The following is a 23,174-nucleotide window of genomic DNA, read 5'->3' as shown; positions in this document are numbered from 1 at the left end:
TACACGTTAACTCAGTACGGGTAGGCCGCCAGCCACACGGCAACGTCACGGTATGCCTGTTGGCGGACTGTGCGCCTTGACAGAAACACGTCGTGCAGGGCGCCGGGATAGCGGAAAACAGCGGTCCTTCGGGCAAGACCAAGCGCCCGCCGCGACGTTTCTTCAACGTCGATGACGGCATCGGCACGCATGAGGTCGGCAGTCCATTCGGCCTGGATCCTGGTCCTCCCGGACAAAAGCACAAGCACCGGGGCGTCTATGTTGAGCTTGCGCTCTACCGCGGCGTGGCCCGCTAGAACTGCTTTTGTCCATCCGGCCCGGATAGGAAACGAAGCCCGCGGACGCCACACCGGATCCAGCGTCCACTCGCCATGTGCCTCGTTGCTGACACTTTCCCAATATGCGGGCATTTCCGGGAACCTGAAAGGACGTTTTGGATCGGTCCGGGCAAAGGGTTCCACCAGATGCATGGCGATACTTCGGACCAGGCTGCTTCCCTGCAGTTCCAGCCATGGAGAATTCAGGACCAACGTTCCCACTCGGCCGGGATTACGGTCGGCCCAAAGGGCCGCGATCAAGCCGCCCAAGGAATGGGCGAGCAGGTGGATAGTGGGCGGCGTCGCGTTGTTGGTGCTTGCGGCTACGTCCCGTTCGATCTCACGTAAGGCTGCGGCGAGGTCTTCGTCGTATACGCCAAGATCGGATGTGTAGCCGGGTGTCTGTCCCGGTAGCAGGCTTCGGCCGAATTTCCGGAGGTCCAGGGCATAGAAGTGAAATCCTGACGCCGTGAGGTACTCGGCCAGCTCCGTCTGTAGAAAGTAGTCCGCCCATCCGTGCAGGTAGAGGACCACCTTCGGGGCTCCGCCGGGATCAGATGGGGCTGGGCGTCGTTTGCGCTTGGTAAAGGAAGCCAGGAAATCAAGCACGCCTTGCTGGGGCGGATGGGCCACGGGCGGTGCATGCCTGATGAGGGTCGCCTTTACTGGCCCCTCCTCGTCGGCTTTCAAGGGTAAATCCATGCGCTCGTAACCTTGGCCGAGGACGTCGGGCTGCCATAGTGAAACCGACTCCTCCGTGGTGGTCATGCGTCCCCTTCCCGCCGACGATCCGGCTCGTTGTTGTCCATAAATCCTTTGACCCACCGGGCAAGTCGTGAATAAGCGTCCTTCCTTACTGCCGGCGCTGAAAGGAAGACGTCATGGAGGGCTCCGTCGATGCGTTCCAAGGTAACTGTCCGGCCTAAGGCCATCGCCCGCAGTGCAATGACGCTAACGTCCAGGACGGCGTCCGATCGGCGCATCGTTTCCCGCCACACCATGCCATTGGCGCTGGTGGTGGACGTCAGCACAAGGACAGGCATCTCCAGCTTCAAGCCGCGGGCAACTTGGGAATGGCCCGCGAACACTGCGCTCAACCAACCTGCCCGGACGGGGAAAGCGAGCGGAGGCCTGTAGTTCTCATCCAGGGTCCATTCCCCTTCAGCAGTGCTGCTGATGCTCCGGAAGTAGAAGCCCCGCTCCGGCAACCTCAAAACCATCTCCGGGCGGATCCTTGCGATCGGGGACACCATGGCTTGCGCTGCGCGCCGCACCAATGAACTACCGTGCATCTCCAGCCATGGACTGTCGAGAATCAGGTATTGGATGTCGTCCGGGTGGCGGCTGGCCCAAAGCGCCGCAACCAGTCCTCCGGTTGAATGGCCCATCAGGGTCAGGCTTCCAGTTGAGGAGGCAGTGTGGTCGTGGCGAATGATTTCGATGGCCTTCTCAATTTCGCCATCGTAGTCGGCCAAGTCGGCCACGTAGCCGCCGGGCATATCGGCCTGTAGGCTCCGGCCGTGGTTGTGCATGTCCAGGGCGTAGAAGTCGTAGCCAAGCTGTGCCCAGAAGCGGGCCAACTCGGTGTTGAAAAAGTAGTCGCTCCAACCGTGCAGGAAAAGTACGGCACCGTAGCGCTTCGGAGCTGAGTAGGCGTCGCTGTCAGCTTGGTCTTTGGACTCGGCCCTGTGCCGAATCAAGGTGGCGCGCCGGACCACGCCATCCGGCCCTGGGGCGTCAACCCTGCAGGATTGGAAGTCGGTTCCCAGGATGTCAGCCGTCCACTCCATGGCTTTAGCTTAGACACTGGCGGCGACGTCCCGGCCCGCGGCCCTCCTCGTGAAGAGGCAACCGCCGAGGAATGTTCCTTCCAAAGCCCGATACCGTAGTGCCACATGCGGTCGCCGTTGACCAAGGCAGCTCCCGCGGATCCCACGGCGGACAGGAACTCGCCGTCAACTGAAGCTGGTACTCCACTGAGCATGTAGTCGGGAGCCGTGTCGTCCGGCCATTGCCGGCGCACTTTGGCGTGATTGCCGCCGATGCCGCCAGTGGTCACCACCACGGCTCCCGTCCTTGCCTCAAAGCTCCCGATGACGACGCGGCCGGATGTTGTCCCCTGACCGCCGTCGACGGTTGCAGAACGTCGCCGGAAACGCCGGTGACCTGTCCGCCGTCGTCGTCAGCGACAAGGCCCGATGCCTGAAGTGAAGGCCGACCCTGCCGGTATCAACGCCCTCCAGCACCTTGGCAGGAACGGTTCAACCAGCGCCGGTCCCGTGTCCCACGTGACGTGGAACCGGGGCACGGTATGGCCGTGGCCCTGCGGCCCGTAGCCGCCGCGTTCAGCCCACTGCACGAAGGAAAAAAGCCTACGCCCAGGCTCCGTAGTCATGACCGCTTCTGACCTGAGGCGAAATGGACATAAGCCTCGGCTCACTCCCGGGCCTTCTGGTCCACGGAGCGGTCAAAGCGGCCGCCGCCAGACGTCGGCAGCGACCTATTGGCTCCCATGATCTGCGTCACGATTTACTGGCGGCACGCCTACATGCTAGCGGCAGGCCGGGTCACGGGTTTGGTGAGTTGTCTGTAAGCGGGAAAACTAGGACCATGCGTGTTTACCCCACATTCTTCAAGTTGGCCTTCTCCTGGATGGATGCCGAGAAAGCCCACAAGATTGGCTTCCAAGGCATCCGGGCGGCCCACCGTTCCGGAGCCGGCCGGATTTTGTCCAGGATCACAGCTCCTGATGCTTCCCTTCGGACGGAAGCGCTGGGGCTCACCTTTCCGTCTCCTTTCGGCTTAGCCGCAGGCTTCGACAAAGAGGGTCACGGCATTGAAGCCTTGTCCGAGCTCGGCTTCGGACATGTGGAGGTGGGGACCATCACCGGCCAGGCGCAGCCAGGCAATGAAAAGCCCCGCCTTTTCCGTTTGATTGAGGACAAAGCGGTCATCAACCGCATGGGATTCAACAACGACGGCGCCGCAGCAGTCGCGCCGAGACTCAAGTCAGCACGGGCTGCTTTGCAGCGGCACTACCCCGACGTCCGGCCGGTTATTGGGGTGAACATCGGCAAGACCAAGCTGGTTGAGCTCGACGACGCTACCGAGGACTATTTGGTGAGTGCACGTAGCCTGGCGCCGGCAGCCGACTACCTGGTGGTCAATGTTAGTTCTCCGAATACGCCGGGGCTGCGCTTGCTGCAGAATGTGGAGACGCTGCGTCCCCTGTTGCGGGCTGTTGGCGACGCTGCGGACGAAGCTGCCGGCCGGCATGTACCCCTTCTGGTCAAGATCGCGCCGGACCTTTCCGATGATGATGTCGACGACGTCGCACGCCTTGCGCTGGACCTGAAGCTCGATGGGATTATTGCCACCAACACCACGATTTCCCGTGATGGGCTCGTCTCCGACGCCGCGAAGGTGGAGTCCCTGGGTGCGGGTGGCTTGTCGGGAGCACCCCTGAAGCAGCGCTCCCTGGATGTATTGCGCAGGCTCAAGAACGCTGTGGGGGACCAGCTCGTGCTCATTGCGGTGGGTGGCGTGGACACGCCGCAGGATGTTCAGGACCGCTTGGACGCTGGAGCAACTCTGGTGCAGGGCTATACAGCGTTCCTCTATGAAGGACCTTTTTGGGCTTCGCGCATCAACAAGGGCCTCGTGAAACTTCGTCAGCGGGCAGCTCGCTGATACCAGCTACAAGAAGACCCCGGACCACTGGTCCGGGGTCTTCTTGAATGCAAGGGTTGGGGTGCCTGGGTTTCCGGCGCCTAGGCGGGGTACTGCCCGCGCTTTACCTGGGGCTTGGGAAGGCGGAGTTTGCGGAACTGGAGGGCACGCATGCATCCATACCAGATGGAGCCTCGTTCCACTTCGCCGAACTTCTCGGTTAGCCGCTTGCGAAGCTTGCGCGACAGGATGAAGACGTCCACGAAGACAGCGAGGAACATGATCCAGAATCCAATAAGGACGTAGCTGATGCCGGCGCTGGTGGGTGGAATGATCAGGGAAATTACGACGAACAGCAAAGCGCCGAACATGAGGTACTCGCCCAAGCTGAACCGAGCGTCCACGTAGTCACGCGTGTAACGCTTTTGAGGCCCCTTGTCGCGAAGGGGGAGGAACCTCTCGTCACCTGTATCGAGGGCTTGCCGCATTTTCTGCCGCTGGTCCTGGATGGCTACCCTTTCCGCTGCCTTGGAGGCCTTACGGTCGTTGGGAACCAAAGGGCGCTTGCGGGCCGCTTCCTGGTCCTTCCGTTTGGGCGTTGGGGCGCCTTTTCCCGCACCGGACTCCGGTGCGGTGGCGTAGGCCTGATCTACTACTGATTGAGCGCTGGGCTCTTCCTTTTTGCGTCCGAACACCCATACAGAATACCCCTCAAGAAGGTGGCGCACGTTACGTGTCCGGTTGCTCGAGCCCTTTGCCCTGTATCAGGCCCATGCCTTGGGCTGCGCCTGCTGCGGCGGGAGAATCCCCGGCGGTAAAGTGTGGCCCATGACTTCAGCACATGCGGAGATCCCGCAGAACAAGCAAGGGCACCCCGACTTTACTCCGGTCGAGGCACTGACCACGGCGGTCAACGACTCTTTCGAGAACACACTCGCGTCACTGGAAGAGCTGGTGGGTATTCCGGGAATTGCATGGCCAAGCTTCGATCCCAAGGAACTGGATCGAAGCGCTGACGCCGTGGCTTCCTTGGTTAAGGAAGCCGGCGTGGAGGACGTCCGCATCCTTCGCTGCAACAAGGGTGACGGTACGCCCGGTGGTCCTGCCGTCGTCGCGCGCCGACCTGCCGCCGAAGGCAAGCCGACCATCCTGCTCTACGCGCACCATGACGTCCAGCCACCCGGGGACCGGAGCCTCTGGAAGTCGGAACCGTTCGTCGCCCAGCAACGTGATGGCCGGTTGTACGGCCGCGGCGCTGCCGACGACAAAGCAGGGATCATGGCGCACCTGGCCGCATACAGTGCTGTCACTAAGGTCCTGGGGGAGGATTTCGGGCTCGGCGTGACCTTGTTCTTCGAAGGGGAGGAAGAAGCGGGGTCGCCCACTTTCCGGACATTCCTTGAGGAGCACCAGGAACTTCTCCGGGCAGATGTGATTGTTGTTGCCGACTCAAGTAACTGGAAAGTGGGCGTTCCCGCCCTGACCACCAGCCTTCGGGGTTTGGTGGACGGCACCTTCGAAGTGCGCGTCCTCGAGCATGCCGTGCACTCAGGCATGTTCGGCGGCCCCGTGCTCGATGCTCCTACTCTCTTGTCCCGGCTCATTGCCACACTTCACGACGATGATGGGAACGTTGCGGTAGCCGGACTTGTGGGCCGTGACGAGGCGGCCGTGGACCTCACCGAAGCGGACTATCGCGCCGATGCCTCAGTGCTCGACGGCGTGAGGCTCGCCGGGAGCGGAACCATCGCCTCCCGCCTGTGGACCAAGCCTGCACTGTCCATCATCGGCATGGACGTCCCGGCTGTCGATGTCGCCTCGAACACCCTCATACCGGCGGCCCGCGCAAAATTCAGCATGCGATTGGCTCCGGGCCAGGATCCCGAAGCGGCAATGGCGGCCCTGAAGCAGCACGTTGAATCCAATGCGCCTTTTGGTGCAAAGGTGACGTTCACGCCGGGGGAGAGGGGTAATGCCTTCTCCACCGATACGACCTCCGCAGCGGCGCGGGTGGCACTGTGGGCGCTGGGTGAGTCATGGGGCGTCAAACCCGTGGAAATGGGCATCGGTGGCTCCATTCCGTTCATCTCCGACCTCTTGGAGATGTATCCGGACGTCCAGATCCTCGTGACAGGCGTGGAGGACCCCGATTCCCGCGCGCACAGTGCCAACGAATCGTTGCACATCGGAGACTTCCGGCACGCGGTGTTGGCCGAAGCCCTGATGCTGGCCCGCCTCAACGCCGAGGGCTTGGTGGAGTAAGCTCCCACGGCGCGCCGGGAACAACGGAATGCTGTCTGTGGTTACGTCAGGAGTTATAGCTAAGCGTCTGCGCGACGTAGCATTAGCTATAACCCGTACGTAATTGGGTAAGGGCAGGCAGCGTTCCGGCGCCGCCGCCAGGAGCTTCATAAGAAGGTAGGCCAATGAGCACTGCAACCAACGAAAACAGCACCGGAGCACAGCTCGTCACCAACGACGACGAACTGGCCACGCACGAGGTCAATCTGACCGACGTCGCCGCAGGCAAGGTCCGCAGCCTCCTCGAGCAGGAAGGGCGCACAGACCTTCGGCTGCGCGTTGCAGTCCAGCCCGGAGGATGCTCGGGGCTGATCTACCAGCTTTACTTCGATGAGCGCCTGCTCGACGGAGACGCTGTGCGTGACTACGACGGCGTTGAGGTCGTAGTGGACAAGATGAGCGTTCCTTACCTCAGCGGCGCAAGCATCGACTTCGAAGACACCATTTCGAAGCAGGGCTTCACCATCGACAACCCAAACGCCGGCGGGTCTTGCGCCTGCGGCGATTCATTCCACTGATGTGAGCCATCGCCGCATGTCGGCGCCTCTTCGCGCGGTTTGAAACCGTTCGGAGCCACGGCGCCGACATGTGCGCGAAAACCGCGTGATAGCGGTAAGCTCTACATCGGGTAGTAAAACTTTTAGTGTGCCCGGTGAGCCTTCGGCCTGCCGGGAGACAGCAACAAGAGGAAGGGCCGTCTGTGAGTTCGCAGAACCGAACCGGCAGCCGACGCATAAAGATCACATCGATCACTGGCTTGGCACTAGCCGGCGCGTTGGTTTTGACCGGATGTTCACCAGAGGTAGAGAAGGGTTGGCTGCCTACAGAGCGCGGCACGACCAACCACACTGACCGGATCATGGACCTCTGGGTCAACTCATGGATCGCCGCCTTGGCAGTCGGTATTATCACGTGGGGCCTTCTGGTCTGGTGCATCATCGCTTACCGTCGCCGCAAGGGCACCACGGGTTTCCCCAAGCAGCTCAGCTATAACCTGCCGCTCGAGGTCTTCTACTTGACCATCCCGCTGTTCATGGTGCTGGTGTTCTTCTACTTCACCGACCAGGACCAGCGTGCGATCGATGACCGCTCGCAGCCCGCCGACGTCGTTGTTGACGTCCGCGGCAAACAATGGGCCTGGGACTTCAACTACAAAAAGGGTGAGGTCATCAACGAAGACCTCCATGAGGCCGGCGTTCAAGCCCACCTGACCGGTGCCGAGGTCAACAAGGAACTTCTCCCCACCCTGTACTTGCCGGTTGGCAAGTCAGTGGACCTGGAGCTGAACTCCCGCGATGTCATCCACTCCTTCTGGGTTCCCGCCTTCCTTCAGAAGCGCGACATGATTCCCGGCAAGACGAACTACATCAGGTTCACCCCCACCAAGGAGGGCACTTTCGATGGCAAGTGCGCCGAACTCTGCGGTGAATACCACTCCGAAATGCTCTTCCGCGTGAAGGTTGTCTCCGAGACTGAATTCCAGGCTCACATGGAGAAGCTGCGCCAGGATGGCAACACGGGCCTGCTCGGTGCGGAATATGACCGCAACCCGAACCTGAACGAAACCAAGTAAGGGGAGCGACGTGGCTACGTACACTCAATCCGCACCGGGGGTCCTAGAAGCCCCCGTAGTTCCTAAATCCAAGGGACGCATTGTCGTCAACTGGATCACTTCCACGGACCACAAGACCATCGGGTACATGTACCTGATTGCGTCGTTCGTGTTCTTCTGCCTCGGCGGCGTCATGGCGCTGCTGATCCGCGCTGAATTGTTCGAGCCTGGTATGCAGATTCTGCAGACCAAAGAGCAGTACAACCAGATGTTCACGATGCACGGCACCGTGATGCTCCTGATGTTCGCTACACCGCTGTTTGCTGGCTTCGCCAACGTGATCATGCCGCTTCAGATTGGCGCGCCCGACGTTGCCTTCCCGCGTCTGAACGCCTTGGCTTTCTGGTTCTTCCTCTTTGGTTCGACCATTGCCGTGTCCGGGTTCATCACCCCCCAGGGTGCTGCATCGTTCGGTTGGTTTGCTTACGCGCCTCTCTCGAACACAACGTTCAGTCCCGGCGTCGGTGGTGACCTGTGGGTCTTCGGCCTTGCTCTGTCAGGCTTCGGTACCATCCTTGGTGCCGTCAACTTCATCACCACCATCATCTGCATGCGTGCACCCGGCATGACCATGTGGCGCATGCCCATCTTCACGTGGAACACCCTTGTTACGGCCATCCTGGTACTGATGGCGTTCCCGCCGCTGGCTGCAGCGCTGTTCGCACTCGGTGCGGATCGCCGTTTCGGTGCCCACATCTTCGACCCCGAGAACGGCGGAGCGGTCCTCTGGCAGCACCTGTTCTGGTTCTTCGGCCACCCCGAGGTGTACATCATCGCGCTGCCGTTCTTCGGCATCGTGTCCGAGATCTTCCCGGTCTTCAGCCGCAAGCCGATCTTTGGCTACAAGGGTCTGGTCTACGCGACGATCGCCATCGCCGCACTATCCGTCACCGTGTGGGCCCACCACATGTACGTGACCGGATCCGTGCTGCTGCCGTTCTTCGCCTTCATGACCATGCTCATCGCAGTTCCAACCGGCGTGAAGTTCTTCAACTGGATCGGAACGCTGTGGCAGGGCTCCATTACGTTTGAAACGCCCATGCTGTGGAGCATCGGCTTCCTCGTGACCTTCCTCTTCGGTGGTCTCACCGGCATCATCCTGGCCTCGCCGCCGCTGGACTTCCACGTATCTGACTCGTACTTCGTTGTGGCGCACTTCCACTACGTTGTGTTCGGTACCGTCGTATTCGCCATGTTTGCAGGGTTCTACTTCTGGTGGCCCAAGTGGACAGGCAAGATGCTCAACGAGCGCCTCGGCAAGATCCACTTCTGGCTGCTGTTCCTCGGCTTCCACGGCACGTTCCTCATCCAGCACTGGCTGGGTGTTGAGGGTATGCCGCGTCGTTACGCCGACTACATGCCGCAGGATAACTTCACGTGGATGAACCAGTTCTCCACTATTTCTTCCTTCGTCCTGGGTGCTTCCCTCCTGCCGTTCTTCTGGAACGTCTACATCACCTGGCGCAGCAACAAAAAGGTAGAAGTGGATGACCCGTGGGGCTTCGGTGCGTCGCTGGAGTGGGCAACTTCCTGCCCGCCGCCGCGCCACAACTTCACTTCCTTGCCCCGTATCCGCTCCGAGCGCCCGGCCCTGGACCTTCACCACCCGGAGTTGGCCCAGGTTCACACCGCCGAGGCCCCGTCACCCGCAGCAGCCGTTTTGGGTAACGCCGACCAAAGGGACGTCAGCAAATGAAAATTGAATCGTGGCTCTTCGGAGCCGGAGTCTTCTTCTTCGTCCCCGTAGCCATCGCCTACGGTTTCCTGACGGAATGGAATGAATGGGTCGGTGTCCTGGGCATCCTCCTGGTCGGTGGCCTTGCCGGCATGATCGGTGCCTACCTCGGATTCACTGGTAAGCGAATCGGCCTTCGACCAGAAGACCGTCCTGACGCGGAGATCCACGAAGGAGCTGGCGAGCAGGGTCACTTCAGCCCCTGGAGCTGGTGGCCGCTGGTCCTTGGTTTGGCTTGCGCAGGAGGCTTCCTCGGTCTCGCAATTGGGTTCTGGGTGACGTACGTTGCCGGCGGACTTGCCTTGATTGCCTTGGTTGGCTGGGTCTTCGAGTACAGCCGTGGCGATCACGCCCACTAACTAGTTGGTATAACAATGATGGGCCCCACCTTCCGGTGGGGCCCATCGTCGTTAAGTCCTCGTTGTGCGGGAACAGATTCGCATCACAGCGGGTCTTCACATGAAGCTGAGAGTGCTTTCAGTGGGCTTGTGCGCCCTCCAGGACGGCGGAAAGAGCTATGAGGGCATTCTCGGCTTCCGGAAGGCTCTGATCGCCGCTGAGTGCGTCTGGAGCTACTGCGAGGAAGACTTCGCACCCATGTCCGAAATCTTCGGTCATCACTTCCAGAAGGGAACGGGCGTCCACCGGGTCGCCGTCGGGCTTGCGGATCGTCACCGGTAGGCCTGTTTCGGTGACAGCACGAACAAATACTGCGGCGGCCCGTGCGTGCAGCCCGATTTCAGCGGCAACGAAGGTTCTCTGCTCCGGCAACCCAGCTCCTTTGATACGACGGAACTTCCGTCTCAAAAACAATCCATACCAGCCTAGCCGCCGGGGCGCCGCCCATTCCACATGGGTCCCCGGTGGTCTAGACCTCCGACCATGCTGAATTATCCTTGAACCATGACTCAATTGCTGGAAGTCTGCCGTGGCTGAGGCAGCAAACATTGCCGGTGAAATCGACCGTACCAGCGGCACGCCCATCTACGTTCAGCTCCGTGAGATTCTCCGAACGTTTATCGCCCAGTCCTGTCCACCAGGGTCTGCGCTCCCATCCGAGCGGGATCTATCGGAACGGTTCGGGCTGGCCAGGATGACAGTTCGTCAGGCTATTGATGCCTTGGTTGGCGAAGAAGTAATAGAGCGTGTAGTGGGCCTTGGAACCTTTGTCAGGAAGCCAAAGCTGGATTTACAGGTGAAGTTAACCTCCTACAGCGAGGAAATGCAGCGTCGCGGAATGGTGCCCGCTGCAAAGGTGCTGAGCTTCGAACAAATTGCGGCAAGTGCTTTCCTGGCCAGGGAGCTGCAACTGGACGAGGGCACGCCCCTGGTGCGGTTCAGGCGTCTGCTGTTGGCCGATAACGAACCCATGAGCGTGGATGAGAACTTCATTCCAGCCCATCGGGTGCCTGGACTGCTCGACGAGGCACCGCCAACATCGCTGTACAACGTTCTGAGCGAACGCTTCGGCTTGGTGATGGAGTGGGGTGAGGACATGATTGAGGCCACGGCGGCGTCGCCGTCAACTGCCCGGCTTCTCAACGTCGACGTCGGCGCCCCGCTACTCAAGATTCAGCGGCACGCCTTCGTAGCCCGTGCAATGGTCGACTACTCCGTGTCGTACTACCGTGCGGACCGTTACAAACTGTGGGTTCCCTTGCAGCGTCCGGGGATTCGTCCCACGCGCAACTACTCGTCGGGGTACCGCACACAGTAGACCGTGAGCTTCCCGTATGCCCTGCATGCTGGCGAAATAGAGCAGACATAAGGGAAGGACCCGGTCCATGTGGACCGGGTCCTTCCCTTATGTCGAGTGCTAAGCGCTAGTGGCTCAGGCTCTTCTGGTCTTCACCAGCTGCGATGGCCTCGTGGTGGCCATGTGCGTGTGCTGCTTCAAGTTCCGCAGGCGTTGCCGGGGCAACACGGTCTTCGAAGAACCAGCGGGAGAGAGCCGCGCGCTGCTTCTCCTTGCGGGTGACTACGCCATGCTCGTTCGGCTGTGCCGGGATCGGAGCCGGTGATTCGAACCCGACGAGCTTGTAACGCTTGTACTCATCCAGCGGGGCGTGAACCTCGATGAACTCGCCGTGGGGGAGTCGGACGATGCGGCCTGTCTCGCGACCATGAAGTGCAATTTCGCGGTCCTTGCGCTGGAGGGCCAGTGCAATTCGCTTGGTCACGATGAAGGCGATGACAGGGCCGATGAAGAACAGCGTCCGCAGCCAGTAAGTGACATCGTTCAACGACACGTGGAAGTGAGTTGCAATGAGGTCGGAACCAGCGGCTGCCCACATCACGCAGTACCAAGTGAAGCCTGCAACGCCGATGGCAGTACGGGTGGGAGCGTTGCGCGGGCGGTCCAGGACATGGTGTTCGCGGTTGTCCTTGGTGACCCACCGCTCGATCCACGGGTACATGAACAGCACGGTGAAGATGATGCCGGCCGGTACGAGCGCTGGAAGCAGGACGTTTAGGGTCAGGGTGTATCCGAAGATGACCCACTCGAAGTGGAAGTCGTTGATGACACCCGGCATAAGACGCAGGGCTCCGTCAACGAAACCGATGTACCAGTCAGGCTGGGTACCGGCCGAAACCGGGGAGGGATCGTAGGGGCCGTAGTTCCAGATCGGGTTGATCGTGAACGCTGCCGCCATGAGCGCCAGGACACCGAAGACGATGAAGAAGAATCCACCAGCCTTTGCGGCGTATACCGGGCCGAGGGGGTAGCCGACGACGTTGCCGTCATTGCGTCCCGGGCCGGGGTACTGGGTGTGCTTGTGCACAACCACCATGAAGAGGTGGATGACAATCATCAGGAGGATGAGCGCCGGCACCAGGAGGATGTGCAGGACGTACAAACGGCCGATGATAGCCGTACCCGGGAACTCCCCGCCGAAGAGGAAGAACGAGGTGTACGTTCCGATGACCGGAATGGACTTGATCACGCCGTCGATGATGCGCAGGCCGTTGCCGGACAGCAGGTCATCGGGGAGGGAATAGCCGGTGAAGCCGGCAGCCATTGCCAGGATGAGCAGCACGCCGCCCACTACCCAGTTCATTTCGCGGGGCTTGCGGAAAGCGCCCGTGAAGAAGACGCGCAGCATGTGCACACCGAGGGACGCTACGAACAACAGCGCTGCCCAGTGGTGAACCTGGCGCATGAACAGACCGCCACGAACGTCAAACGAAATGTTCAGTGACGAGCTGTAGGCAACCGACATTTCGACGTTGTACAGCGGCGTGTAGGAACCCTGGTAGTGGGTTTCCGCCATGGACGGGTCGAAGAAGAAGGTCAGGAAGGTACCTGACATCAGCAAGATGACGAAGGAGTACAGCGCCACCTCACCGAACATGAACGACCAGTGGTCGGGGAAGACCTTCCGGCCGAACTCGCGCAGGATGCCGGAGCCGCCAACACGCTCGTCCACGAAGTTGGTGAAACTACCAACCTTGGTCTTCGGAACGAAGGGGGCTTCAGCTGTTGATGAGGCGCTCATGCTCGTCACGCTCCCAGTAACTCGGTCCTACAGGTTCTCTGAAGTCGCTGGTTGCGACGAGGTAGCCCTCTGCATCAACTGCGATGGGCAGCTGGGGGAGCGGACGGCTTGCCGGTCCGAAGATGACCTTGCATTCCTGCGTGAGGTCAAAAGTGGACTGGTGGCAGGGGCACAGGAGGTGGTGCGTCTGCTGCTCGTAGAGAGCAACCGGACAACCGACGTGCGTGCAGATCTTGGAGTAAGCAACGATGCCGTTGTAGCTCCAGTCTTCGCGGCCCTCTGAGGGGTTCAACGAATCCGGGTCCAGGCGCATCAGGAGAACGACGGCTTTTGCCTTCTCGTTCAGCTTGCCCTCGTGCAGTTCGTTGAGGCCTTCGGGGATCACGTGGAAGGCCGAACCGATGGTGACATCCGAAGCCTTGATGGGGGTGCCATCAGGGTCGCGGGTCAGTCGCTTGAGCTTGTCGCCTTCAGGCGCCCACATGGTGTGTGCCAAAGCATTGTCCGGCCGCGGACCCAGATCACCGAAGATGGCGAGGGCAGGCAGGGGAGCAAGTGCAACGGCACCAAGAAGGGTGTTGCGGATCAGCGGGCGACGCTTGATGCCGGTCTCGTCGACGATGTCATCGACGATACGGACTGCTGCCTGGCGATCTTCTTCAGTACGGATAGCGTGGCGCTCTTCGGACACTTCGTGATCGGGCATCAGGGCCTTGGCCCAGTGCACGATTCCGGTACCGATTCCCAGCATTGCGAACGCAGTACCGAGTCCCAGAAGTAGGTTCTGGGTGCGGATGGTTGCAATAGAGGTATCGTCGCCCAAATCGATGGCAAAGTATGCCACCAGGAACACCAGCGTACCGATTACAGAGGTGCCAAACAGAATGGCTACCTGACGCTCGGCGCGCTTTGCGGCTACCGGGTCCGTGTCAGCCAGGCGCAAACGATGCGGAGGCAGTCCAGGATCCTGGAACTTCTCCACCTCATTCTGACCAGCCGTAGCTACGGTGCCCGAGTGGTTCGGACTGCCGTCACTATGGTTGCCCATAATTCGCCTCATCCTTCTCTCGTTGTCTCGGCCGGGGCCGAGTTATTTTCAGTTTCAAACTGCTGACCGTGCAGCAGAAGTTTTGTCGTGTCCGGGTTAGGACGTGCGGGACGTCAACCAGATCGTGAATGCGATGATGACACCCAAGCCGGCAACCCAAACAAACAGACCTTCAGATACCGGGCCAAGTGCGCCCAGGTCTGCGCCACCGGGGGACCCGTTGGCTTCGATGGTCTTCAGGAAGGTGATGATGTCGCGCTTGTCCTCAGGGGTGACGTTGGAGTCACTGAAGACGGGCATGTTCTGGGGACCGGTAACCATGGCTTCGTAAATGTGCTCAGCGCTCACACCTGCCAAGGCCGGGGCGAACTTGCCGCGGGTCAGGGCGCCACCGGCAGCAGCGGCGTTGTGGCACATGGCGCAGTTGACACGGAAGAGTTCGCCACCGTTGGCTGCGTCTCCCTTACCGTCGAGGAGGTTTTGTTCGGGAATAGCGGGACCTGCACCGAGGGATGCAACGTAAGCAGAGAGCTGCTTGGTCTGTTCCGCATTGAACTGGGCGGGCTTCTGCTGGGCCTGCGGTCCGCTCATCTGCATGGGCATGCGGCCGGTGCCAACCTGGAAGTCAACTGCAGCAGCACCCACGCCGACCAGCGAGGGGCCGTCCTGGGTTCCGCTTGCACCCATGCCGTGGCAGGTGGCGCAGTTGGCGGCAAAGAGCTTGCCGCCTTCTTCTACGTCACTTGCGCTGAAGCTTGTGGTGCTGGCCTTGGCCTGGTTGACAGTTGTGGCAACGGCGTACAGCCCACCAGTGAGGAGGAGGCCCATCAGCAACAGCGCAATGGCTGCCAGTGGGTGACGTCGCTTCTGCGAGAGTGCCTTCACGTGGTGGTTCCTTTATTCGATCCTGCGTCGGCTCCGAGAGCCGCTTCTTGAAATTCTGCCTCTTGTAGAAAAAGAGTCAAAGCCGGGCTTACTTCAGAACGTAGATGACCAGGAAGAGGCCGATCCACACAACGTCAACGAAGTGCCAGTAGTACGAGGTGACGATCGCCGACGTCGCTTCAAAGTGTCCGAACTTCTTGGCTGCGAACGCGCGGCCAATGATGAACAGGAACGCGATCAGGCCGCCAAGGACGTGGAGGCCGTGGAAGCCCGTGGTCATGTAGAAGGCGGAGCCGTAGGCGTTGGACGACAGGGATACATGCTCGGAAACGAGCATGGCGTATTCCATCGTCTGGCCGGCTACGAAGAAGGCACCCATGACGAACGTGAGGGAGAACCATTCGGTCATGCCCCAACGTGTGAACTGCAGGAGCCCACCGGTGCGGCGCGGCTCGAGCCGCTCGGCGGCAAAGACGCCCATCTGGCAAGTAAAGGAACTTGCCACAAGGACGATGGTGTTGACGAGCGCAAACGGGAAGTTGAGCTTGGCCGTCTCCTCGGCCCACATCGTTCCTGATGTGGAGCGCAGGGTGAAGTACATGGCAAAGAGGCCGGCGAAGAACATCAACTCACTGGACAGCCAAACAACGGTTCCAACAGAAACCAGGTTGGGGCGGTTCAGCGTCGGGTGCGCCGGGGTACTGGGGGCATGGGTCGCAGATGTCACAAGGACATTATGTCTGTAAAAGTCCAGAGTTCCCAATGCAAACCACCGATTCGGGAGACTTTTTCTACAAAGACGCGAATTCGCGCGGAAAAGTTCCCGGCCTCGTTCACATTGGTCATCGGCGTGGCTGGCTCGATAGCATCAGGGAGTGACTTCTCCGGCATCGGCACCTGCAGCCAGCAATACTTGGCCAGGGCTCATCTCTGCACTGATCAACGGCGACGACCTTGCAGTGGGCAATACAGAGTGGGCCATGAACACGATCATGTCCGGTGAAGCGACTCCCGCTCAGATCGCCGGCTTCCTTGTTGCGCTTCGTGCCAAGGGAGAGACGGTGGAAGAATTGGCCGGCTTGGTTGCGGCCATGGTCCAGCACGCCAATCCGATCGATATTTCCGGTGAGAAGCTGGACATCGTAGGAACCGGCGGGGACCGGTTGAACACCGTGAACATCTCCACCATGGCCGCGCTCGTGGCCGCTGGAGCCGGGGCCAAGGTGGTGAAGCACGGCAATCGGGCTGCGTCGTCCACGTCAGGATCGGCCGATGTTCTGGAAGCCTTGGGCGTCCGCTTGGATCTTTCGATAGAGCAGGTGGCGCGGAACGCCGAAGAGGCGGGAATCACTTTTTGTTTTGCCCAGGTCTTCCACCCGTCGTTCCGGCATACAGCTGTTCCGCGCCGCGAACTGGCTGTACCCACGGCCTTCAATTTCCTGGGGCCGATGACCAATCCTGCGCACGTGCAAGCCTCCGCCGTGGGCGTAGCGAATGCCCGCATGGCGCCGTTGGTGGCAGGAGTTCTGGCCCGCCGAGGCAGCCGGGGCCTGGTGTTCCGTGGTGACGATGGACTGGATGAATTGACCCCCACAGGCCCCTCCACCGTCTGGGAGATCAGGAACGGAGCAGTCAGGGAACAGGTGTTTTCGCCTGAAGACCTGGGGATCCGACCCTCCACCGTTGCGGACCTTCGCGGTGGGGATGCTTCTGCCAATGCGGCAGTAGTGCGCGAAATCCTGGAAGGTAAGACGGGTCCGGTGCGTGACGCCGTTCTGCTGAACGCCGCGGCTGGGCTGGTGTCAATCGACCTCGACGCCGACGGGAGCCTTGAGGAGCGGATGCGCACCGCTTTTGCAAGAGCAGCAGAGTCCGTTGACTCCGGTAAGGCCGCCGAAGTACTCGCAAAGTGGATAGCCCTCAGCCAAAGCTGACGATGGGCGGCCCCGCCGTTATTCGGAGTTGTTACTCGAATCCGAGCGCGAAAGCTGCATCAAGGTCGTGCTGTGAGTAGGCCCGAAAAGCGATGTGGGTAGTGGTGTGGACCACTGAAGCAACCTTCGACAGGCGATCGGCGATCACGTCGGCTAGTTCGTCGTGCTTGGCCACCCTTGCCACCGCGATGAGATCCCATTCGCCGGTGACGGAGTAGACCTCACTAATGCCCTGAATGGCCGAGATCTGTTCGGCGGTCTCCGGTATGCGTGAGGCATCGGTTTTGATCAGGACGAAAGCGGTGATCACGTGGGGCCTTTCCGGAAATGCATCGTTGCGGACGGTTTCCAGCCTAGTGCATTCCCGCTGGGCGTGGCTTGATCACGCCCGGCGTTGCCGCTTACGCGACGCCCGCAGTAGCAGCGTCGCAAGGACCCGGTACCCGAGAAGGAATACGCCAAGGCTGATCAGCGCCACGAGGACAAAAGGCACTACGACGGTTTGGCCAGTGACAGCCCTCAACAACATTCCAACCAGCACCGCACCGATCCAGATGCTCACCCCGGATGGCCATACAGCCAAGGGTGCACGCCACGCGCGAGTGACCACCCACGCAATTGCCGCTCCGGCCAGGAACGGCCATGCTGTGGCGAAGGCTCCCGAAATGATGTCTCCGCGGGCGTGCGCGTCGCGGCCGATGGCGGCGAAGACAAGAATCAGCAGAAGGTCGGCAATAGCTGCGGGAATCCACAGTCGAGATGGTGAAGACATACTGCCGACACTATCCGGGCCTTCCTTCATGCGCGAAGCCGGCTCCTGGGCCACAGCCCTTGCGTGTGGTCCGATGGGCCGTCACCATGAGGGCAGGTGCCCACGCGGCAGCGCAGATTTGTGGCAGCGCAGTTTTGGAGGATGCCGTGCGATTTGTCCAGGTGGCCCAGCATGCCGAAGATCTTCAAAGGGCAGCGGCTTTCTATGCAGTGCTGTTGGACGCCGAACCGAGTGCCATCTTTGATCCGCCCGGCCTCCTGTTCTTTGATGTCGGCGGGGTTCGCCTCCTGTTGGAGAAAGGTGCACCGTCGGCGCTCGTTTACTTCGAGGTGGCAGATCTTGAAGGAACCGTGGCAGATTTTCGGCGCAGGGGAGTGCGCATCATCGCCGAGCCGCACGTGATCCATATGCATGAAGACAGCACTTTGGGTCCCGCCGGCTCGGAAGAGTGGATGGCCTTCATCGAGGACAGTGAGGGCAACACCGTGGGCCTGGTGAGTCGGATACGCGTGTCGGGGGACTGACTAGCAGTGACCGCTCCATCACCACGGCACCTGGTGCCGGGCCAGCAAAAGCCCTTTCCGCCGTCGGGCGTTGTGTGGGCGATCGCACGGTACTAACCTCTGACGGGGGACAGGCTGTTCCCGACGCGTCCCTGGAGGAGCCGCAGATGCAGAAGATTTCCACTTGTTTATGGTTCGACGGGCAAGCGGCTGAAGCTGCCCGGTTTTACACATCGACTTTCGATCATTCATCCATGGGACAAACCATGCAGGGGCCCGATGGAGAGGCGCTCACTGTTGAGTTCGAGATCGAGGGCAGACAGTTCATGGGCCTCAACGGGGGACCGGCATTCTCGTTCAATGAGGCTGTGTCGCTGGTGGTCAATTGCGATTCTCAAGAAGAGGTGGACAAATACTGGGACGCCCTGCTTGTCGGCGGTCAGGAGAGTCAATGCGGATGGCTAAAGGACAAGTTCGGCCTGTCGTGGCAGATCGTTCCCACGGCCATGAACGGACTGTTGGCAGGCCCCGATCCCGAAGGTTCACAGCGTGCCCTCGAGGCCATGATGAAGATGCGAAAGCTTGACATCAATGTTCTGCAAAGGGCGTACGACGGCGACTAAACGCTGTGGGGGACAGGCGCCGCCTGGCGCTGTTAGCATTGCCGCACTATGACGTGTGACTATCACAACAATGAGGAGAACTGACCAATGACGACCCGCCTCAACCCGTACATTTCATTTCGGGATAACGCACGCGATGCAATTACTTTCTACGAGTTCGTCTTTGGCGGCGAACTAAACATCAGCACCTTCGGCGACTACCAGGCCAGCGAGGATCCAGCAGAAGCCAACAAGGTCATGCATGCCATGCTGGAGACTCCAAGCGGATTGACATTGATGGCTGCCGACACGCCCACCGGAATGGAGTACAACCCTGGTGACAACATTTCGGTCTCCTTGAGTGGAGACTCGGCGGATGAAGCGGAGCTCCGCGGGTACTGGGACAAGCTGATCGACGGCGGAACCGTGACAGTCCCGCTGGAGATGGCGCCTTGGGGTGACACCTTCGGAATGTGCGTAGACAAGTTCGGCATCGGCTGGCTGGTCAACATTGCAGGAGCACAGCAGGCCCAATAACGCTGCTCGTGGCCGGCCGGAAGTCCGGCGGCCTAGGACAACAACAGGGATGCCTATCCGGATTGCCGGATGGGCATCCTTTTTGGTTCCCGGCCCGATTGAGCACACGGCTGCAGCTCGCCTGCTTGTCACAGAGTCTGTTGATGTTGTCACAAATACTGTCTGAGAAATGAAGTAAGTGAGATAGTTGTGTCAAGTAAACGGCTGGTTAAGGATTTGTAATCGTTTAATCCTGCCTTGTCGCAGTAGCGTCTGCGTGATAACGTTTCGCTTGCTATTGCATATGGGGGTTCCACAAGTTATTTACGTAGCGGTTAGGCCGTCATTTACGTAGATTTACTAATTGATCTCAAGGGAAACAAATGAAAAAGACCATCACAACTCTTATGGTTGCGGGAACCGTCATGTTCGCTGGTATTGCACCAGCCGTAGCCAGCACCTACCCGGCACCAGGCAATGAGCAAGGAACCGTCTCCGACGGCACGATTGACCGCGGTGAAACCATCACCTTCTCCGCCAGCGGATACATCCCAGGCGAAACAGTCGACATAACTTTCGAGAAGAGGGGCGGACCACAGGGGAGCGCTCCAGCGAACTTCGGCGTTATCGCCAACGGTGATGGCGCCATCACTACGAGCGTCACTTTCGAAGATGCGGGTAGCTACATGATCACAGCGGTTGGTTCAGAGTCCGGAGTTACTCGGTCTGCACGGGTGGCTGTAAACAACGGCAACCACGGACGCGGAAACAACGGCAACGGTAAGGGAGGTGGCAACCATGATTCCGATTTCGTTGCTGTCTCCAGCGTCACAGACGCTCGTGCAGCAGCAGGGCCGGAGAAGTTGGCTACTGATCCCGGCCTCATTGTTTGGGGGCTGGCTGGAGCAGGCGTCCTGGCGGCGGGCGCCGCATCGGTAGTGATTGCACGCCGACGCTCTGGCGCCACGCCGTCCGATTAGACATTATCCATAAAGGCAGGGTGGGTGTCTCTTTGGGGGAACACCCGCCCTGTTTTGCTGCAACCCGCGAATTTTGCTGACTACTCGAAAGCGGCAGGGTAGCCATCGATTTTTGGTTTTGAAAATTTCGTTGAATTACCTGAATAAATCGAGTTGAATTGGTGGTCGTCTACCATAATGCGCGCGTGGACGTTTAGCGCACGCAAATGGCAAGTGCCGTCAACTGCCGTCAACGTCGGTTATGGCCCAGAGTCGCGCCGGGTTCGTTTTGCACTGGGGAGTGCCAATCACAGCTTTACTTTACATAATGTAGATTATCGGCGTTTTGGGAGTGTCCCTGGGAAGCGGGTGGGGCTGGTTGGTGTGGTCGCTATGAATGCCTTCCGAGCGACCACACCAATGGACGCGTTACACCGAGACGTAAGCAGCCAGGTGCTTGCCCGTTAGCGTTGGCTTATCCGCCACGAGCTCAGCCGGCGTTCCTGCGAAAACGATCTTGCCGCCGTCGTGTCCGGCGCCTGGTCCAAGATCAATGATCCAGTCAGCATGTGCCATGACAGCTTGGTGGTGTTCGATGACAATCACCGATTTTCCGGACTCAACAAGACGATCCAGCATGCCCAGCAGGTTTTGGACATCAGCCAGGTGCAGGCCGGTGGTCGGTTCGTCCAGGATGTAAATGTCTCCCTTTTCGGACATCTGCGTTGCCAGCTTGAGCCTCTGGCGCTCACCACCGGACAATGTGGTGAGTGGCTGCCCCAGCGTTAGGTAGCCAAGGCCAACATCGGCAAGGCGATCGAGAACCTTGTGGGCAGCCGGGGTCCGGGCTTCGCCCTCGCTGAAGAACACTTCAGCCTCATCCACAGACATTGCAAGCACCTCTGCAATATTGCGTCCACCCAGCCGGTACTCCAGCACAGACGCCTGAAAGCGCTTTCCTTCACACTCTTCACAGGGTGACTCAACCGTGGCCATCACACCCAGGTCCGTGTAAATCACACCCGCTCCGTTACACGTTGGGCACGCGCCCTCGGAGTTCGAACTAAACAGTGCCGGCTTGACACCGTTGGCCTTCGCAAAAGCCTTACGGATGGGTTCCAGCAGGCCTGTATACGTGGCGGGGTTGCTTCTGCGGGATCCGCGGATGGCGCCCTGATCAATCACCAGGACACCGTCTCGCTTGGCTACGGAGCCGTGAATCAGCGAACTCTTGCCGGACCCAGCCACCCCGGTGAGGACGCAGAGAACGCCAAGGGGGATGTCGACGTCGACGTTCTTAAGGTTGTTTGTTGAGGCGCCCCGGATTTCCAAATGACCTGAGGCGGAACGCACACTGTCCTTAATGGACGCCCGATCATCCAAGTGGCGCCCGGTGATGGTGTCGCTCCCCCGCAATCCCTCAAGGTCGCCCTCGAAGCAAACCGTGCCGCCTCCGGTCCCGGCGCCAGGACCCAGGTCAACCACGTGATCAGCGATCGCGATGGTTTCCGGCTTGTGTTCCACCACCAGCACCGTGTTGCCCTTATCGCGAAGCTGCAGCAGCAACTGGTTCATTCGCTCGATGTCGTGTGGGTGCAGGCCAATGGTTGGTTCGTCAAAGACGTAAGTAATATCCGTGAGGGACGACCCCAAGTGCCGGATCATCTTTGTCCGCTGCGCCTCTCCCCCGGACAACGTTCCCGCGGGCCGGTCAAGGGATAGGTAACCCAATCCGATTCCGGCGAAAGAATCAAGGAGGTGCTGGAGACCCTTGAGCAGAGGAGCTACGGAGGGCTCATCAAGTTCGCGAACCCAGTCTGCGAGGTCGCTGATTTGCATGGTGCACACGTCAGCGATGCTCTTGCCCTTGATTTTGGAGGACCTTGCCTCGGGGCTCAACCTTGTGCCTTCGCATTCGGGACATGTGGTGAAGGTTATGGCTCGCTCCACGAAGGCGCGAATGTGCGGCTGCAAGGCGTCTACATCCTTGCTGAGCATCGACTTCTGGATCTTGGGAATCACGCCTTCGTAGGTGAGGTTTATCCCCTCCACTTTGATTTTGGTGGGCTCACGGTAGAGGAGGTCGTGAAGTTCCTTCTTGGTGAACTTTGCGATGGGCTTGTCCATGTTGAAGAACCCTGAGCCGCTGAAGATGCGTCCATACCAGCCATCCATGGTGTAGCCGGGGATGGTGAGGGCGCCTTCGCTCAAGGATTTGGTGTCGTCGTAGAGAGCCGTGAGATCAAAGTCGTTGACCGACCCCATCCCCTCACAGCGGGAACACATGCCGCCCAAGCGATTGAACGTGGCCTTCTCGGTCTTGGTCTTGCCTTCTCCGCGTTCCACTGTGATGGCGCCGCTGGCCTTTACCGTGGGCACGTTGAATGAGTAGGCGTTGGGCGAACCAATGTGGGGCTGGCCAAGGCGGCTGAACAAAATCCGCAGCATGGCATTGGCGTCCGTGGCGGTACCCACGGTCGAGCGCGGGTTGGAGCCCATTCGCTCCTGGTCCACGATGATCGCCGTCGTCAAGCCTTCAAGTACATCGACATCGGGCCGCGCCAACGACGGCATGAAGCCCTGTACAAAGGCACTGTAGGTTTCGTTGATCATGCGCTGCGACTCTGCGGCGATGGTCGCGAAGACCAGTGAACTCTTCCCGGAGCCGGAGACGCCCGTGAACACCGTGAGCCGGCGCTTCGGGATCTCGATGCTGATGTCTTTCAGGTTGTTTTCACGTGCACCCTGGACCCGGATCAAATCGTGGGTGTCCGCAACATGGGACCCGGGAGATTGCGTGTCCGTGCTCGTGGCAGTAGTCATG

General features: G+C 60.0%; 23 protein-coding genes. 12 read left to right on the top strand and 11 right to left on the bottom strand.

The genetic code is table 11. The features are described 5' to 3' along the window. Positions 1-11: 11 nt before the first annotated feature. Both AC6CH8_RS09235 and AC6CH8_RS09230 read right to left on the bottom strand, forming a co-directional pair. Positions 12-1,085, bottom strand: a complete 1,074-nt coding sequence (locus AC6CH8_RS09235; protein ID WP_498190090.1) for an alpha/beta hydrolase — start codon at positions 1,083-1,085, stop codon at positions 12-14. Beyond that, a complete protein-coding gene (locus tag AC6CH8_RS09230; protein ID WP_498190088.1) occupies positions 1,082-2,107 on the bottom strand; it encodes an alpha/beta hydrolase in 1,026 nt (341 codons plus the stop codon). Before AC6CH8_RS09230 ends, AC6CH8_RS09235 begins: the two co-directional genes overlap by 4 nt. An 820-nt stretch (positions 2,108-2,927) precedes the next feature. Between AC6CH8_RS09230 and AC6CH8_RS09225 the strand changes: the two genes are divergently transcribed. Continuing rightward, positions 2,928-4,007 (top strand): quinone-dependent dihydroorotate dehydrogenase, encoded by a 1,080-nt coding sequence (locus AC6CH8_RS09225; RefSeq protein ID WP_498190086.1) that lies wholly within the window; start codon positions 2,928-2,930, stop codon positions 4,005-4,007. An 80-nt stretch (positions 4,008-4,087) separates the two neighbouring features. Here AC6CH8_RS09225 and AC6CH8_RS09220 read toward each other — a convergent pair whose 3' ends face one another. Then, positions 4,088-4,681, bottom strand: coding sequence for a DUF3043 domain-containing protein (locus tag AC6CH8_RS09220; RefSeq protein WP_017197596.1), 594 nt, complete (start codon positions 4,679-4,681; stop codon positions 4,088-4,090). A gap of 133 nt (positions 4,682-4,814) precedes the next feature. Here AC6CH8_RS09220 and AC6CH8_RS09215 point away from each other — a divergent pair, with 133 nt between their 5' ends. From AC6CH8_RS09215 to AC6CH8_RS09195, 5 genes are all read left to right on the top strand, one after another. Further along, positions 4,815-6,248, top strand: coding sequence for a dipeptidase (locus AC6CH8_RS09215; RefSeq protein WP_498190085.1), 1,434 nt, complete (start codon positions 4,815-4,817; stop codon positions 6,246-6,248). Between the two features lie 164 nt (positions 6,249-6,412). After that, on the top strand, positions 6,413-6,805 hold the full coding sequence (locus AC6CH8_RS09210; RefSeq protein WP_011774901.1) for a HesB/IscA family protein: 393 nt from the start codon (positions 6,413-6,415) through the stop codon (positions 6,803-6,805). A 182-nt stretch (positions 6,806-6,987) separates the two neighbouring features. Beyond that, entirely contained in the window at positions 6,988-7,860 is an 873-nt protein-coding gene (ctaC, locus tag AC6CH8_RS09205; protein WP_091467712.1) for an aa3-type cytochrome oxidase subunit II, read from the top strand. A 10-nt stretch (positions 7,861-7,870) separates the two neighbouring features. After that, a complete protein-coding gene (gene ctaD, locus AC6CH8_RS09200) occupies positions 7,871-9,595 on the top strand; it encodes an aa3-type cytochrome oxidase subunit I (protein WP_011774899.1) in 1,725 nt (574 codons plus the stop codon). After that, positions 9,592-9,993, top strand: coding sequence for a cytochrome c oxidase subunit 4 (locus AC6CH8_RS09195; RefSeq protein ID WP_017197598.1), 402 nt, complete (start codon positions 9,592-9,594; stop codon positions 9,991-9,993). The genes ctaD and AC6CH8_RS09195 overlap by 4 nt, the downstream gene beginning before the upstream one ends. 118 nt (positions 9,994-10,111) lie before the next feature. Here AC6CH8_RS09195 and AC6CH8_RS09190 read toward each other — a convergent pair whose 3' ends face one another. Next, the gene (locus tag AC6CH8_RS09190; protein ID WP_420178147.1) at positions 10,112-10,405 is read right to left on the bottom strand and encodes an HPr family phosphocarrier protein; all 294 of its coding nucleotides are present in this window, start codon (positions 10,403-10,405) and stop codon (positions 10,112-10,114) included. A gap of 157 nt (positions 10,406-10,562) precedes the next feature. On the opposite strand from AC6CH8_RS09190, the gene AC6CH8_RS09185 reads away from it, so the two are divergent. Next, complete coding sequence (locus AC6CH8_RS09185) at positions 10,563-11,351, top strand: GntR family transcriptional regulator (protein ID WP_420178146.1); 789 nt, start codon at positions 10,563-10,565, stop codon at positions 11,349-11,351. A 106-nt stretch (positions 11,352-11,457) separates the two neighbouring features. Here AC6CH8_RS09185 and qcrB read toward each other — a convergent pair whose 3' ends face one another. From qcrB to ctaE, 4 genes are all read right to left on the bottom strand, one after another. Beyond that, positions 11,458-13,131, bottom strand: coding sequence for a cytochrome bc1 complex cytochrome b subunit (qcrB, locus tag AC6CH8_RS09180; RefSeq protein WP_498190083.1), 1,674 nt, complete (start codon positions 13,129-13,131; stop codon positions 11,458-11,460). Further along, entirely contained in the window at positions 13,109-14,179 is a 1,071-nt protein-coding gene (gene qcrA, locus AC6CH8_RS09175; protein ID WP_026005323.1) for a cytochrome bc1 complex Rieske iron-sulfur subunit, read from the bottom strand. Before qcrA ends, qcrB begins: the two co-directional genes overlap by 23 nt. 96 nt (positions 14,180-14,275) lie before the next feature. Then, positions 14,276-15,064 (bottom strand): cytochrome bc1 complex diheme cytochrome c subunit, encoded by a 789-nt coding sequence (gene qcrC / locus AC6CH8_RS09170; protein ID WP_091467705.1) that lies wholly within the window; start codon positions 15,062-15,064, stop codon positions 14,276-14,278. An 88-nt stretch (positions 15,065-15,152) separates the two neighbouring features. Beyond that, positions 15,153-15,791 carry an aa3-type cytochrome oxidase subunit III gene (gene ctaE, locus AC6CH8_RS09165; protein WP_309075978.1) on the bottom strand — a complete coding sequence of 213 codons (639 nt, stop codon included), beginning with the start codon at positions 15,789-15,791 and terminating at the stop codon, positions 15,153-15,155. A 148-nt stretch (positions 15,792-15,939) separates the two neighbouring features. On the opposite strand from ctaE, the gene trpD reads away from it, so the two are divergent. Continuing rightward, positions 15,940-16,998, top strand: coding sequence for an anthranilate phosphoribosyltransferase (gene trpD, locus AC6CH8_RS09160; RefSeq protein ID WP_498190080.1), 1,059 nt, complete (start codon positions 15,940-15,942; stop codon positions 16,996-16,998). 31 nt (positions 16,999-17,029) lie between these two features. Here the strand turns inward: trpD and AC6CH8_RS09155 are convergent, their stop codons facing one another. Next, positions 17,030-17,308 carry an Lrp/AsnC family transcriptional regulator gene (locus AC6CH8_RS09155; protein ID WP_364305225.1) on the bottom strand — a complete coding sequence of 93 codons (279 nt, stop codon included), beginning with the start codon at positions 17,306-17,308 and terminating at the stop codon, positions 17,030-17,032. A 72-nt stretch (positions 17,309-17,380) separates the two neighbouring features. Continuing rightward, on the bottom strand, positions 17,381-17,770 hold the full coding sequence (locus tag AC6CH8_RS09150) for a DUF3054 domain-containing protein (protein WP_498190078.1): 390 nt from the start codon (positions 17,768-17,770) through the stop codon (positions 17,381-17,383). A 146-nt stretch (positions 17,771-17,916) separates the two neighbouring features. Here AC6CH8_RS09150 and AC6CH8_RS09145 point away from each other — a divergent pair, with 146 nt between their 5' ends. The 4 genes from AC6CH8_RS09145 to AC6CH8_RS09130 all read left to right on the top strand — a co-directional run bounded on the left by AC6CH8_RS09145 (position 17,917) and on the right by AC6CH8_RS09130 (position 20,371). Further along, positions 17,917-18,294: a VOC family protein gene (locus tag AC6CH8_RS09145; RefSeq protein ID WP_420178143.1), complete on the top strand. Its 378-nt coding sequence runs from the start codon at positions 17,917-17,919 to the stop codon at positions 18,292-18,294. Between the two features lie 146 nt (positions 18,295-18,440). After that, a complete protein-coding gene (locus AC6CH8_RS09140; protein WP_498190077.1) occupies positions 18,441-18,896 on the top strand; it encodes a VOC family protein in 456 nt (151 codons plus the stop codon). An 87-nt stretch (positions 18,897-18,983) separates the two neighbouring features. Further along, the gene (locus AC6CH8_RS09135) at positions 18,984-19,412 is read left to right on the top strand and encodes a VOC family protein (protein WP_420178141.1); all 429 of its coding nucleotides are present in this window, start codon (positions 18,984-18,986) and stop codon (positions 19,410-19,412) included. 362 nt (positions 19,413-19,774) lie between these two features. Further along, the gene (locus tag AC6CH8_RS09130) at positions 19,775-20,371 is read left to right on the top strand and encodes a hypothetical protein (RefSeq protein WP_498190074.1); all 597 of its coding nucleotides are present in this window, start codon (positions 19,775-19,777) and stop codon (positions 20,369-20,371) included. Positions 20,372-20,779: 408 nt separating this feature from the next. Here the strand turns inward: AC6CH8_RS09130 and AC6CH8_RS09125 are convergent, their stop codons facing one another. Further along, positions 20,780-23,173, bottom strand: coding sequence for an ATP-binding cassette domain-containing protein (locus AC6CH8_RS09125; RefSeq protein WP_498190072.1), 2,394 nt, complete (start codon positions 23,171-23,173; stop codon positions 20,780-20,782). Position 23,174 lies beyond the last annotated feature (1 nt).

The organism is Paenarthrobacter sp. GQ52 (assembly GCF_059759005.1).
Note: the sequence above shows the minus strand (reverse complement) of the source record. Positions and strands in the feature narration are given on the sequence as shown.

What these genes read in the sequence shown, in the direction of transcription:
- AC6CH8_RS09140 (WP_498190077.1), top strand. Translation starts at nt 18,441, where the DNA reads ATGCAGAAGATTTCCACTTGTTTATGGTTCGACGGGCAAGCGGCTGAA.
- AC6CH8_RS09195 (WP_017197598.1), top strand. Translation starts at nt 9,592, where the DNA reads ATGAAAATTGAATCGTGGCTCTTCGGAGCCGGAGTCTTCTTCTTCGTC.
- AC6CH8_RS09135 (WP_420178141.1), top strand. Translation starts at nt 18,984, where the DNA reads ATGACGACCCGCCTCAACCCGTACATTTCATTTCGGGATAACGCACGC.
- qcrB (WP_498190083.1), bottom strand. Translation starts at nt 13,131, where the DNA reads ATGAGCGCCTCATCAACAGCTGAAGCCCCCTTCGTTCCGAAGACCAAG.
- qcrA (WP_026005323.1), bottom strand. Translation starts at nt 14,179, where the DNA reads ATGGGCAACCATAGTGACGGCAGTCCGAACCACTCGGGCACCGTAGCT.
- AC6CH8_RS09230 (WP_498190088.1), bottom strand. Translation starts at nt 2,107, where the DNA reads ATGGAGTGGACGGCTGACATCCTGGGAACCGACTTCCAATCCTGCAGG.
- AC6CH8_RS09210 (WP_011774901.1), top strand. Translation starts at nt 6,413, where the DNA reads ATGAGCACTGCAACCAACGAAAACAGCACCGGAGCACAGCTCGTCACC.
- AC6CH8_RS09225 (WP_498190086.1), top strand. Translation starts at nt 2,928, where the DNA reads ATGCGTGTTTACCCCACATTCTTCAAGTTGGCCTTCTCCTGGATGGAT.
- AC6CH8_RS09215 (WP_498190085.1), top strand. Translation starts at nt 4,815, where the DNA reads ATGACTTCAGCACATGCGGAGATCCCGCAGAACAAGCAAGGGCACCCC.
- AC6CH8_RS09235 (WP_498190090.1), bottom strand. Translation starts at nt 1,085, where the DNA reads ATGACCACCACGGAGGAGTCGGTTTCACTATGGCAGCCCGACGTCCTC.
- AC6CH8_RS09125 (WP_498190072.1), bottom strand. Translation starts at nt 23,173, where the DNA reads ATGACTACTGCCACGAGCACGGACACGCAATCTCCCGGGTCCCATGTT.
- AC6CH8_RS09130 (WP_498190074.1), top strand. Translation starts at nt 19,775, where the DNA reads ATGAAAAAGACCATCACAACTCTTATGGTTGCGGGAACCGTCATGTTC.
- AC6CH8_RS09150 (WP_498190078.1), bottom strand. Translation starts at nt 17,770, where the DNA reads ATGTCTTCACCATCTCGACTGTGGATTCCCGCAGCTATTGCCGACCTT.